General features: G+C 58.0%; 10 protein-coding genes and 1 pseudogene. 6 read left to right on the top strand and 5 right to left on the bottom strand.

Translation table 11 applies throughout. The annotated features are described in order from the left end of the window. Positions 1-19 precede the first annotated feature (19 nt). The gene (cynR, locus tag P0D84_RS47955) at positions 20-934 is read left to right on the top strand and encodes a transcriptional regulator CynR (RefSeq protein WP_408351416.1); all 915 of its coding nucleotides are present in this window, start codon (positions 20-22) and stop codon (positions 932-934) included. Positions 935-1,053: 119 nt separating this feature from the next. On the opposite strand, the gene P0D84_RS47950 is transcribed toward cynR, so the two are convergent. Next, positions 1,054-1,968: a LysR family transcriptional regulator gene (locus P0D84_RS47950; RefSeq protein WP_408351413.1), complete on the bottom strand. Its 915-nt coding sequence runs from the start codon at positions 1,966-1,968 to the stop codon at positions 1,054-1,056. Positions 1,969-2,422: 454 nt separating this feature from the next. On the opposite strand from P0D84_RS47950, the gene P0D84_RS47945 reads away from it, so the two are divergent. The 5 genes and pseudogenes from P0D84_RS47945 to P0D84_RS47925 all read left to right on the top strand — a co-directional run bounded on the left by P0D84_RS47945 (position 2,423) and on the right by P0D84_RS47925 (position 6,619). Beyond that, a complete protein-coding gene (locus P0D84_RS47945; protein WP_408351410.1) occupies positions 2,423-3,781 on the top strand; it encodes a Rieske 2Fe-2S domain-containing protein in 1,359 nt (452 codons plus the stop codon). Continuing rightward, positions 3,778-4,266, top strand: coding sequence for a benzoate 1,2-dioxygenase small subunit (gene benB, locus P0D84_RS47940; RefSeq protein ID WP_408351407.1), 489 nt, complete (start codon positions 3,778-3,780; stop codon positions 4,264-4,266). Before P0D84_RS47945 ends, benB begins: the two co-directional genes overlap by 4 nt. A gap of 39 nt (positions 4,267-4,305) precedes the next feature. Then, positions 4,306-5,328, top strand: a complete 1,023-nt coding sequence (gene benC, locus P0D84_RS47935) for a benzoate 1,2-dioxygenase electron transfer component BenC (protein WP_408351404.1) — start codon at positions 4,306-4,308, stop codon at positions 5,326-5,328. Next, positions 5,325-6,101: a benzoate diol dehydrogenase BenD gene (gene benD, locus P0D84_RS47930; protein WP_408351401.1), complete on the top strand. Its 777-nt coding sequence runs from the start codon at positions 5,325-5,327 to the stop codon at positions 6,099-6,101. The genes benC and benD overlap by 4 nt, the downstream gene beginning before the upstream one ends. A gap of 85 nt (positions 6,102-6,186) precedes the next feature. Continuing rightward, positions 6,187-6,619 (top strand): annotated as a pseudogene (locus P0D84_RS47925) (RidA family protein). Between the two features lie 120 nt (positions 6,620-6,739). Here the strand turns inward: P0D84_RS47925 and P0D84_RS47920 are convergent. The 4 genes from P0D84_RS47920 to P0D84_RS47905 form a co-directional block, all read right to left on the bottom strand. Then, complete coding sequence (locus P0D84_RS47920) at positions 6,740-8,011, bottom strand: MBL fold metallo-hydrolase (protein WP_408351398.1); 1,272 nt, start codon at positions 8,009-8,011, stop codon at positions 6,740-6,742. Positions 8,012-9,124: 1,113 nt separating this feature from the next. Further along, entirely contained in the window at positions 9,125-10,051 is a 927-nt protein-coding gene (locus tag P0D84_RS47915; RefSeq protein WP_408351395.1) for an NAD(P)/FAD-dependent oxidoreductase, read from the bottom strand. Between the two features lie 492 nt (positions 10,052-10,543). Then, on the bottom strand, positions 10,544-11,671 hold the full coding sequence (locus P0D84_RS47910) for a zinc-dependent alcohol dehydrogenase family protein (protein WP_408351392.1): 1,128 nt from the start codon (positions 11,669-11,671) through the stop codon (positions 10,544-10,546). Continuing rightward, entirely contained in the window at positions 11,668-13,332 is a 1,665-nt protein-coding gene (locus tag P0D84_RS47905) for an acetolactate synthase large subunit (protein WP_408351389.1), read from the bottom strand. The genes P0D84_RS47910 and P0D84_RS47905 overlap by 4 nt, the downstream gene beginning before the upstream one ends. Positions 13,333-13,355: the final 23 nt, after the last annotated feature.

Below are 13,355 nucleotides of genomic sequence, written 5' to 3'. Positions count from 1 at the left end.
AATAGTTTCGAGGGCGCCCATGCTGCTGCGGCATATCCGGTATTTTCTGGCCGTTGCGGAGCATCGCAACTTCACGCGCGCGGCCGAGGCGCTGCATGTGTCGCAGCCAACGCTGTCGCAACAGATCAGACAGATCGAGCACACGCTGGGAGCGCAACTGCTCGACCGGTCCGGCCGCACGATCCAGTTGACCGACGCCGGTGAGGCCTATGTACGCTACGCGAAGCGGGCGCTCCAGGAGCTGGAGGCGGGCAAGCGGGCGATCCACGACGTGCAGGAACTAAGCCGCGGTTCGCTGCGCCTGGCGATGACGCCGACCTTCACCGCATACCTGATGGGTCCGTTGCTGGAGAAATACAACCGCAAGTATCCGAACGTCGCACTGAACATCCTCGAGATGCCGCAGGACCGGATGGAGGCACTCCTGAACGAGGATGCGCTTGACGTCGGCATCGCTTTCGATGAGACGCACACGCCTGACATAGAGGCCCAGACCCTATTCGTCGAAGCCCTTGCGATGGTGGTCGGCAGATCCCATCCGCACGCGAAGCGGCGCTCCCCGTTGAAAGTGAACGAGTTCGAGAGAGAGGCCCTTGTTCTGCTCAATGAGGAGTTCGCGACCCGTCAATATATCGACCGATATTGCAGGCGGCATGGTATTTCGCCGCGCATTTCGATTGAGGTGAACTCGATCAACGCGGTCATCGAGATAGTGCGCCGCAGCACGCTCACAACGGTGCTTCCGGCCGCGATCGCACGCGAGCACAGCGAACTCTGTCTCGTGCAAATGGAACCGGCGCTGCCGCAGCGTACCGCCGCGTTGCTATTGCGAAAAAATGCCTATCGAAACGCGGCAACACGGGCGTTCATAGAGCTCGCTCTCGACGAGAGTGCGGCTGAAACAACCGGCCGCCAATTAAAGCCTGCCATATAAAACGCAAAGCCTCTGATCGGCCTCGTGCGCGCTAGTCGAGTTAATCGAGTCAACTATCGCTGGGACGAGTCTTTCTACCAAGGTGGCGGCTACGTCGGAACGAGACAACATTGCCGCCCTCAGTCGGTACGTGGCCCATGGGGGACGCTTTCTTCCTCGTACAGCCGGTAGATAAGTTCAAGCATTTCCTGAATGTCTCGCGACTCATCGAGCATGCGCATGCTCATAATGATCGGGGAAACCAGCGTGGGGTCGTCCAGTTCCTTGTAGCTCACATCGTCTCGCTTCAGGCCGTACACGCTGCTCGGCACCACGGAAATTCCCTCGCCCGCGGCTACGAGACCTAGTGCAATCTGCAACTCTCGTACTTCATAGACTCGGCGAGGCTTGAGAGCGCGGTCCTGAAATGCCGAAAGCACCTGGTCTGCATAACTTGGACGCGGCGCCTTCGGGAAAATGATCAGAGTCTCATTGACCAGATCGCTGAGGGCCAGGATGGGCTTGGCGAGTGAAAGTGGATGCCCTTCTGGAAGCGCAACAATCATCTTCTCTTCGCGAAGAATCACTCGGCGGATGCTCGCATCTTCGTGGCGAATGCGGCCAAATCCGACATCAATTCGACCGTCTTTCAGCGCTCTGATCTGGTCCATTGTCGACATCTCGTGGAGGCTGAGTTCGACTGTGGCGTTCTCGTCGCGGAAACGCCGGATGATTTTCGGCAGCATGCCGTACAACGTCGAACCCACGAAGCCGACAGAGAGGCTGCGCTGGATGTTGCCCACGCGCCTCGTCATTGATTCGAGTTCGGCTGTCTGAGCCAGCAGTTGCACGGCGTGGGCATAGAAGAACTTACCCGTCTCTGTCAGGTTCAACGGACGTGAGTTGCGCTGAAATAGCTGTACCTCAAGCGTCTCTTCAAGTTGCTGTATCTGACGGCTCAGAGGCGGTTGAGCCATATGCAATCGCTGCGCCGCGCGCGTGAAATTGCGTTCCTCGGCCACTGCTACGAAATAGCGAAGATGCCGCAGCTCCATCTCAATACCTCCAGGATATAGCCCCATACTAAATCAGTGTTGGACGGGGCGTTATTGCGCCCATTATCCTGCATTTACACTCTGTTTTAGCCGCCAATTATACCTTCTGAGCATATTAGAACCAAAGGCAAATCAAGGGTTAACCCCAGCACAAAATAGAAAGATTTAGGAGCCGACGATGCCGCACATCCAACGAGGATTTGATTCCGCATGTGATCCAAAGACTGGCGGCCCTCCGCGTGGCATGAATGCCGACACGTACAAGGACATGGAGCTGACCGTGCTGTTCAGGGCAAGGAAACCAGGTCGTCCATCGCTCGCGTGCATTAGCACGACGTAACCGTTCAGCCCGGCGGCTACGTCATACCACTGCTGCCGCTCGATTCACCGCAAGACTTTCTTTATACCGATGCGCGTGCTCCATCGCCTGGAGCGCGCATTGGTGGGAGCAAACATGTCTGTCATTTTCGACAAAGCCAGGCCACTGGATGAATTGCTGCACGCCGCCGTTCAGGACGACAAACAAAGCGGTGTATTCCGCTGCCGTCGCGATATCTTCACCAATGCCGATCTGTTTGAGCTCGAGATGAAACACATCTTCGAGCGCAACTGGGTGTACCTGGCGCACGAAAGCCAGATTCCCAACAACAACGATTACTACACCACCTGGATCGGCCGTCAGCCTGTGGTTGTCACTCGCGACAAGAGCGGCGAACTGCATGCGGTCATCAACGCCTGTGCGCACAAAGGCGCGATGCTGTGCCGACGCAAGCATGGCAACAAAGGTACCTTCACCTGCCCGTTCCACGGCTGGAGCTTCGCCAACACCGGCAAGCTACTGAAAGTGAAGGATGTGAAGACCACCGAATATCCGGTGCAATTCAATACCAACGGCTCTCACGATTTGAAGAAAGTTGCCCGTTTCCAGAGCTACCGTGGGTTCCTGTTTGGCAGTCTCAACGCGGACGTGATGCCGTTGGAAGACTACCTCGGCGAGACGAAAGTCATCATCGACCAGATTGTCGACCAGGCTGCAAACGGGCTGGAAGTGTTGCGGGGCAACTCCTCATACATCTACGACGGCAACTGGAAGATGCAGATGGAGAACGGCTGCGACGGCTACCACGTCAGCACCGTCCACTGGAACTATGCCGCGACGATGGACCGCCGCAAGGTCGATGGCACCAAGGCTGTGGACGCGAACAGTTGGAGCAGGTCGGTAGCCGGAGTCTACGGCTTCAACCACGGCCACATCCTGCTGTGGACGAAGACGATGAACCCGGAAGTACGGCCGGTCTATCAATACCGCGACGAAATCAAGGAGCGTGTTGGCGAAGCAAAGGCGGACTTCATCGTTAACCAGACCCGGAATCTGTGCCTGTATCCGAACGTGTTCCTGATGGACCAGTTCAGTACCCAGATTCGCGTCGTACGTCCAATCAGCGTAGACAAGACCGAGGTCAGCATCTTCTGTTTCGCTCCGAAAGGCGAGAGCGCGAGCGACCGAACTACCCGCATCCGCCAGTATGAAGATTTCTTCAACGTCTCGGGCATGGGTACCGCGGATGACCTTGAAGAGTTTCGCGCCTGCCAGGCTGGCTATGCCGGCACCACTGCGTTGTGGAACGACCTTTCGCGCGGGGCGCCGTTGTGGGTCGAAGGTCCTGACGCAAATGCGAAGAGTATGGGTCTAAAGCCGCTTATCTCCGGTGAGCGCAGTGAAGACGAAGGCCTGTTCGTGTGCCAGCACGAGTACTGGGTCCGGGTGATGCGCGAGGCAGTGAAGAAGGAACAAGAGGAGGCGGTAGCATGAGCTTCGACTACCAGAAAATCTGCGCCGTCCTGTACCGTGAAGCGCGCCTGTTGGATGATCGTCAGTGGGACGACTGGCTTGCCTGCTATGCCGAGGACGTCACCTACTGGATGCCGGCATGGGATGACGACGACCAGCTTACCGATGACCACGATAGTCAGATTTCGCTGATGTATTACGCCGACCGTGGCGGCCTGGAAGACCGTGTGTTTCGCGTCAAGACCGAACGAAGCGGTGCCTCGATGCCTGAACCGCGTACCAGTCACAACGTTACCAATGTGGAAGTGCTGGCCGAGCGTGGCAACGAAGTGGACGTGCGCTACAACTTCAACACGCTCAGCCACCGCTACAAAACCACCGACCAATTTTTCGGCACGATGTTCGTGACTCTGCGACAACTCAACGATGAACTGTTGATTGCGCACAAGCGAATCGTGCTGAAGGACGACTACATCCGCCAGGTGCTCGACGTTTATCACGTTTGATGTCGCGCATTGGAGGAAATTAGAAGTACAGGAGGCAAGATGGCCAGCTACAACATTGCACTTAATTTCGAAGACGGCGTGACTCGCCTGGTCACATGTAAGGCGGGCGAGAAGGTACTCGATGCCGCCTTTCGTGCAAAGATCAACCTGCCGATGGATTGCTCCGATGGCGTGTGCGGTACCTGCAAGTGCCGCGCCGAAAGTGGACTCTACGACCTGGGTGACGATTACATAGAAGATGCACTGAGCGTGGATGAGAAGAAGAATGGTCTCGTACTCACATGTCAGATGGTGCCAGAAAGCGATTGTGTGATTGCGGTGCCGGCAACGTCCGTTGCATGCAAGACTGAGCAAGGCCGGTTCACCGCGACAGTATCAAAGATCGAACAGCACAATGATGCGGCTATTGTGCTCGAACTGGACGTGGATGCGACCGCACCGCAATTCCTGCCGGGTCAGTATGTCAACATCGATGTTCCTGGCAGCGGTCAGCACCGTTCGTATTCTTTCTCGTCGGCACCGGGCGAATCGAAAATCAGTTTCCTCATTAAAAGGATCACTGGTGGGGTGATGAGCACCTGGCTCGATTCCACTCAGCCGAACAACAAGCTGGAGCTGACAGGGCCGTTCGGTAGTTTCTATCTGCGTGCGGTGGAGCGGCCCTTGCTGCTCCTCGCCGGCGGCACAGGCTTGGCACCATTCCTGTCGATGCTGGAAGTTCTGGCGCGCACTAATTCGCAACAGAAGGTCCACCTGATTTACGGGGTGACGAGAGACCTCGACCTCGTGCAGGTCGAGGCAATCGAAGCGTACATGGCGAGGTTGCCGAATTTCAGCTATGCCACTGTCGTGGCCGAAGCGGATTCGAACCACCCCCGCAAGGGTTGGGTGACGCAGCATATGCCGCCAGAAGCCTTGAATGACGGCGACGTCGACGTTTACCTATGCGGGCCGCCACCGATGGTCGATGCCGTGCGCAAGCATTTCGATGACAACGGCGTGAAGCCTAACAGCTTCCACTACGAAAAATTCACCCCCAACGCAACGTCGAGGACCCCATGAGCACGCAACGTTTTGCTGGCAAGGTCATGGTGGTTACCGGCGCCGCACAGGGAATTGGTCGCGCGGTAGCGCTTCGCGCAGCCACCGAAGGCGGCAAGGTGTTGTTCGTCGATCGCGCCGACTTCGTCTCTGAAGTTGCCGCCGAAGCCAACGACGCGGACACGGCAGGGTTCATCGCCGACCTCGAAACTTACGAAGGTGCGGCGTCGGCGTTGGCTTTTGCGGTGCGCAAATTTGGCGGCATCGACATTCTTGTCAACGGCGTCGGTGGGGCGATTCGCATGCGTCCGTTCGCCGAGTTCACGCCCACGCAGATTGACGCGGAAATTCGCCGCTCACTCATGCCGACGTTGTACGCCTGTCATGCAGTTCTGCCGCACCTGCTTGAGCGCGGCGGGGGCACCATTGTTAACGTTTCCTCGAATGCCACGCGCGGTATCCGCCGCGTACCCTACTCGGCGGCCAAGGGCGGGGTTAACGCGATTACACAATCGCTTGCAATGGAATACGCGGAACACAACATCCGTGTCGTCGCCACTGCGCCGGGCGGGACCGACGCGCCTCCGCGACGCATCCCTCGCAACAGCGCCGGCGACAGCGAGCAGGAAAAAATCTGGATGGGCGATGCGGTAAAGCAGGTCACTGAATCAAGCTTTTTCAAGCGTTACGGAAGCATTGACGAACAGGTTGCGCCGATTCTGTTCCTCGCTTCAGACGAGGCAAGTTATATCACCGGCTCTGTATTGCCAGTAGCCGGTGGTGACACTGGTTGACCCGTGAATGCCTTGCGCCCATTGTCTCGCCACGCTGCGCATCGGCGTGCCCTTCGCCCTCAAACTTCCGTAGGAAACGCATTACATGAACGAACGAAAGGCCATTATCCCGGCAGGAATGGAACCAGTGTACGAGAAGATTCGATACGCGCCTGCGGTCAAAGTGGGCAACACGATTTATGCGTCCGGCTCAGATTGGTCGTGACATGACCATGCAACTGGTCGAAGGTCGCGAGGCTCAAATGGTGCAGGCATTCGAAAATCTCAAGCTGGTGCTGGCAGCTGCAAATGCATCGCTGAGTGACGTGGTCGACTTGACGACGTTTCACACCGACATGCGCAACCTGCCACTATTCATGCAGGTGCGCGACCGCTACTTCAATACGCATCCGCTGCCAGCCTGGACGGCAGTGGGAGCACACATGCTTGGAGGTGCGGCGGGCTACATCATTGAAATCAAGGCTGTGGCTGAAATTCTGAAAAAAATAGACTGCCCTCTTCTATCTCCAGATAAATAAGTAATAGTCTAATCGGACTCTGGTGCAAGTTTTTGCAAGATTACGACGTTCCAACGCCACACGGTCGGTGCGATAAAGAACTTAGGACGACGTTCGCATAACCATCGTCCCTACAATTTCTTATTGCAGACCGTCATAGACCATCTTTGTGAACTGGCTGCCGTTGAACACAAAATTCCCCCATTTGGCGTCGAAGGCAGCGGTGGGCTTGGCGGCAATAATTTCGTCCAATGATTTGCCTTGTTTTTTCAAGGCTGTGACGTTGTTGCGTACCGCGACCAACATGTCGCGAAATTCGATCAGTTGCGCGCGTGTACCAACTGCGCCGTGGCCGGGAATTACGATAGTGTGATCTGTCGTGACTGCTACAGCCTTGTTGGCCCATTCGATCGCCCCATTGATGTCGCCGCCATCTTCGTTATCGATATAGGGATAAAAGCCATTCCAGAAGGTGTCTCCCAGGGCCAGCACGTCTGCCTGTTTGCAGTAGATCCATAGATCGCCGTCGGTATGGCCACGACCAAAATTTTCGACTTCGATTCTTGTTCCATCGAAGATGAATGTCTTTTTATTATCGACAATCAGCGTCGGACGCGCACCTGCCGGCACTGGATCGAAGGTCCAGTTCCAGGCATTGACATGAGTGGTTTCGGTCAGATGCCTCAAGGTATTCTTCTGTGCGACGATGGTGGCGCCAGCCGCATGCATCCATGCATTGCCATCCGTATGATCCCAATGCCAATGCGTGTTGACCATGTATTTCATCGGTGCGGGACTGATCTTGTCGAGCGCCGCCTGCACTTTTTCCTGCGATTTAATAATGCCCGCGTCAACCAGGAACTTGCCCTCCTTGCCCGACAGGACGGTAATGTTTCCGCCGGAACCCATCAGCACGGTGATATTGCCACGCAGAGGCTCCACAACGAGATCAGCATCTGCACGGCGTAAATATCGTGCCCCTGCGCCGGTATGAAAGTAGTCATCTGGCACAGCGTCCTTGCCTGGTGAAGGCTGACTGACGGTCTCGGCGAACGTCGCCATCGAGGCCAGCGGAAAGCTGGCAGTCATGGCGATCGATACCAATAATAGGCTGGACAATACGCCTGATTGCTTCCGCAGCTTGATAAACGCATTCACTATTTCATCTCCGTTGAGCGTACCGTTGTGTAGGTTGCAAGCAGAATGCCTCGTTCCGGCCATCGCGATTCCGGCTCCTTCACCTGCTGTAGTCAACAGAGGCATTGAGACGTTCGGTGCAAATGTGCGTGCCGACATCGAGACAAACAGCAACATGAGAAACACAAGCAATACGCCGTGTCTTCCAAAACGCCGCGCCAGCCACGGGCTCGGCAGTGCCAGCAGCCCCATGAATAGAATCGGAATGGTCGTCAACAATGACGCCATCGCATGCGAAAGTGAAAGTCAGGCTTCTCATGAACCTGCACTTTCAATGTCGAACCGTAGGGGGCTAATCAAGAACCGACGGAGGGAGGATGCACCGGGCCAGCTATAGGTGTCCAAGACTGGCTTATTATCATGACTATAGGAAATACCAATACTTTGGAGAGACGCCAGGCAGCTGCGGCACATCCATTACTTCGGGGCGCCCGCTTACAGAACGGCGCCACGCAAAGCGCGACGCCGGCCGTAAAACTCTATATGCATGCCGCGGTGAACTTCAGCGAACTTCATTTCACAAGCGATTCGTTTATGGTTCGCGTAAGCCGGACGGGCGCCCACGGTATCGTCCAGCTCACCGGCTGGCGATTTCGCCTTAGAAGATCTGCTTAATAGCAGCCGTCACGCCATCAAGAAAGGTACTAGCGCCCGTTTTGTCTTGAACGGCTAAGTCCGCTTTTGACGTCGCTGTTCGCGCCGCTATTTGTACCCATATTTAACCCGTTGGTCTTCCCGCTGTTGGAACGGGTGGTCGCATTGCTGTTAGACCCGGAACCAACACCGGTCCCCGCCCCGGAGTCGGTACGCGTATCCCCCGGCGAACCGTAGTCCTCCTGGTTCAGGGCCTTCGTGGAACCGGCGCCCGCGCCGGACGTTGAGATTCCCGCAGCAGCATCGGCAGCTGGCGCGCTTGCTGCAAGCAACAATGCCCCGACAAGAGCCAGAGCGACAGACGTCCTAGTTATAGCTTTCATGGTTTACCCCCAAAGATATTCAGGCGAGCGCCTGCTTTTCATGTGCATGAGGCGCCGCAAGCTGCGTGCCTCGCCCCGTGGATTCGTCGCCTTTCACCGTGCGTGCTGGCGCTGATGACTAACCTAAGCGCGGTCATTGATCATGCGCAAGGAAAGGGAGGTCCGCCGGATTTCCAATACCGGACGACGCGTGACATTCCGAGGACTCCGAACATGCCCCGCTAGCTGCTCGGCAACATGATCGGCGGTATCTCGCTAGTCGCGATCATCAACCACGGCTCCATCGCAGCGGAAATAACGGACGCGGAGCCGCGGCGCTGATGCGCGCCAGCCAGCGCGATGCGCAAGCGCTCTAACGTGGGTTGTGTGGAAGGCTCTTATGAATCGCCGTCGCGGCAATGGCCGCTTCTCCCGAGGCGACGCTGATCTGATTGAGGGTATTGACGATGTCGCCGGCCGCGTAGAGGTGTTGAATGCTAGTACGCTGATGCTTGTCTGTTCTCACCATTCCGTCCTCGTCGCGCTCCACTTCGAGTCCCAATACGTCAGCCCGAGGATGGCAACCCATGACGGGATAGACCGAGTCGAAACGGTGAATAGCTCCACCCAGGCCGATGATCTGCACCGCCTGGTCAGTACCCCGAGGTGCTTCGAGTCTCAACAACGCTATCAAACTGACGCCACCGGCGGCAGCCGAATCCACTTCTGCGCCCGATAGCGCGTCGAGGTCGGACGCGACCACGGACACGTCGCGTGAAAATGTCCGCATAAAGATGGCATGCGATAGCGCACACTTCGCCGGGCCTAACATCGCAATACGCTTGCCTTCAGTCTCGTAACCGTCGCATATCGGACAAAGGCGGAACAGGCCGGAGCGAGTCAGGTCATCGGCGTTGGGCACTAACGGCAGTCCGTCACGTATGCCCGCGGCGAGCAAAACACGCCTCGCGTGCACCGGGCGCACTGCTTCCGCGTCACCGTCTCGCATTGGACGATAGTCGACCCGGAAACCGTCGCTGACAGCCTCGATGGCCTCCACCTGGGCATGTTCGGGCGCCACGTCGTACGGCGTAAGCTGCTCGCGCAGGTTCGCCAGCCACGCCTCACCGGTGATGCCCGACGGAAAGCCCGGCACATTGCGCGCAACGGGGATAAGCCGCGCGCGACTTTCGCCGGCGTCAAAGACTCTCGTCGTTCGGCGATAGCGCGCAAGATAGAGTGCCGCGGTCAAGCCGGCCGGCCCTCCGCCTACGATTACACAGTCGATCGAGCCATTCATCGGAAAGTATCCATCTTAGGCACAATGAGTATCACAACCCTCTTCAGCCAACGCTCGCTACAGACAGCGAGTTCGGATTCCCAACTTTCTTCCAGCTCGCAACGAGCATGCCGCGACCGCGCGCTGGTAGCGGTGTCGTCCGTAGGGACCGATCGCCGACCTGCTATGGAACGACAACAGGCGGCATGCAACGCATACGCGTCAGATTTTCAATCTGATGCCAACGTCCACGCGAGATTGGCAAAGCTGGATTCAAACAGATCTACGGTGAGCACCGACCCATTTCCGATGGCGCGGGCAACCAATAGGATATTGGGCTTGCGCCTGTTGATTGGTGCATCGGCACCCATTGCGTCGCAGTCCAATCAACCTATCTCGTGGTAGATGGAATCGGGTGGCTCGGACAAAGGCGGCGCTGGACGCCGCCAGGCGCGCCACGGGCCGCGACTCTCGCGCAGGCGCGGCGTCCGCACGCCATGTGCGCATCAGGGACTATTCAAACACTACAACCTGACGAATCGCTTTTCCTTCGTGGAGCAGATCGAAGCCATGATTGATCTGATCCAGGGCCAGACGGCCGGTAAGTAATTTGTTCACCGGCAGTCTGCCCTGCATGTAAAGGTCGATGTAATGGGGAATATCACGCGCCGGCACGCACGTGCCGATATAGCTGCCTTTGAGTGTGCGCTCTTCCGCAACCAGACTCACTGCCGGCAGTGGCCAAAGCGCAGCAGACGGCGGCAGGCCAGCCGTAACGGTCATTCCGCCGCGACGGGTAATACGATAAGCGAGGTCCAACGCTCGAATGGCGCCAGCGAACTCGAAGGCGAATTCGACGCCACCGGAGCTCATTGCCCGAATCTGCTCGACGGCGTCATCGCGGCCCGCGTTGACCGTGTGAGTGGCGCCCAAGGCGCGCGCCTGTTCCAGTTTCGCATCGGACAGATCGACCGCGATGATCTGGCGAGCGCCGGCCGCTTGCGCGCCAATCAGGGCCGCGAGGCCCACTCCCCCCAGACCGACCACGGCGACAGAACCGCCAACGCGGACTTGCGCCGTATTCACCACTGCGCCGACGCCTGTGAGCACGGCACATCCGAATAGCGCGGCTTCGTCGAGCGGCACACTGACATCGATCCTGACCACAGAGCGCCGCGATACGGTCGCGTATTCCGCAAACACCGAACATCCAAGGTGGTGATTCAATGTCTCGCCATCACGCGTCAGTCGACGGCCGCCGGAGAGCAGCGTGCCGGCTCCGTTCGCCGCCGCGCCCGGCTCGCACAAGGCCGGCCGGCCTTCGGCGCACGGCGCGCAATGACCGCAACTCGGCACGAACACCACCACCACATGATCGCCAATCTGAAGATCGGTTACGCCCGTCCCCAGTTCCACTACGACGCCAGCGGCCTCATGGCCGAGTGCCATCGGCATGGGACGCGGCCGATCGCCGTTGATTACCGACAGGTCAGAGTGGCACAGACCCGCCGCCGCGATTTTGATCAACACTTCATCAGCGCCGGGCGGCGCAAGGTCGACCTCGTCGATACGTAACGGACGGGAAACAGCGTACGGATACGCTGCGCCCATTGCGTCCAGGACTGCTGCCTTGAACTTCATTGCGCGACCTCCATGACCCGATTGCCCAGTTCCTCGACAAAGACGCGGACGTTCTCCGAGTAGTCAACCGGGACGATGACCAGTTGCACACCGCCTTCGCGAAATGCCATTTCCAGTGCCGGAGCTAAAGCCTCGGCCGTCTCAATGCGCCTGCCTTTGGCGCCATATGCATCGGCATATTTGACAAAATCGGGGTTGCCGAAAGTCAGTCCCCAGTCCGCGAACTTGTCGACGGCCTGCTTCCAGCGAATCATTCCGTACGCATTGTCCTGAATAATCAGCACAACGAGATTGAGCCTCAGCCTCACAGCGGTTTCAAGTTCCTGCGAGTTCATCATGAAGCCGCCGTCGCCACAAACAGCCATGACACGACGATCCGGATAAAGAATCGCGGCCATCATCGCCGAGGGCAAGCCCGCCCCCATGGTCGCCAACGCATTGTCGAGCAATAGCGTATTCGCGCTACGGGTTCTGTAGCACCGCGCGAACCAGAGCTTGTACATGCCATTGTCAAGCGCAACGATGCCGTCGGCCGGCATGATCTTCCTCACGTCGTGAACGATGCGTTGCGGGGTCAACGGAAAGCGCGATTCCTCTGCCCGTCCGAGCGTGCGTGTCAGGATATCTTCGCGCAGCGGCGCCAACGCCGCCGCGTGCGGCAGCTTTCCCTCCAGCAGATCGGCCAGGCGCCCAAGACTCAAACCGAGATCTCCGACCACTTCCGCGTGCGGGAAGAACACCTCTTCGACATTGGCCGGCGTATATCCGACGTGAATAACCATCGGCCCGTCGGGTCCCATGATAAAAGGCGGCTTCTCTACCGTGTCGTGGCCGATGGCGAGGATCAGGTCGGCGCGATCGATCGCCTCGTGCAGGTAGTCGCGTTCGCTCAGCGCCGCCGTTCCCATCCAGAGTTCAGAAGCCTCTTCGCGACCGATTGCGGACACGGTCCCCTTACCCATTTGCGTATTGAAGTACGGCATGCCCGTGCGCCGGATGAAGTCGGTCAACTGCCCGGCGAGACGGGGCCGATTGCTGGCCGCGCCGAACATGACCAGCGGACGCCTCGCGCTCTTCAGCAAGGCAGCAGCCTGCTCGATTGCTGCCTGCCCGGCGACGGGAAGGTCGACTGCATGCAATGAAATCAACGGGATGTCGCCGCTCACCTCCGAGCCGGCCACGTCTTCCGGCAACTCAAGATGCACGGGACCCGGCCGCTCTTCTGCTGCCACGCGGAACGCCTCGCGCACCACGGTCGGAATGCTGGCGCCGTTGACAATCTGCCGCGACGCCTTGGTGAGCGGTTTCATCGTCGCAACGATGTCGACAATCTGAAAGCGCGCCTGGCTCGCTGTCATGATGGCCTTCTGACCAGTGATCAGTACCATCGGCATCGCACCCAGGTGAGCGTAAGCCGCGCCTGTCACGAGATTCAAAGCGCCGGGGCCAAGCGTTGCCATACAAACGCCGGGCTTTCCGGTCAGACGGCCATGAGTAGCCGCCATGAAAGCCGCCGATTGTTCATGGCGAGTGACGATGAGCTCGATACCCGAGTGCCGCAGCGAATCCAGGACATCGAGGTTTTCCTCGCCCGGCACGGCAAAGATGCGTTCGACACCTTCATTCTCCAGGGCCTTGACGAACAGGTCGGATGCTTTCACAAATAGACTCCTTGATTCTTCAA

This window comes from Paraburkholderia sp. RL17-337-BIB-A, assembly GCF_046025895.1.
GTDB lineage: Bacteria > Pseudomonadota > Gammaproteobacteria > Burkholderiales > Burkholderiaceae > Paraburkholderia > Paraburkholderia fungorum_C.
Note: the sequence above shows the minus strand (reverse complement) of the source record. Positions and strands in the feature narration are given on the sequence as shown.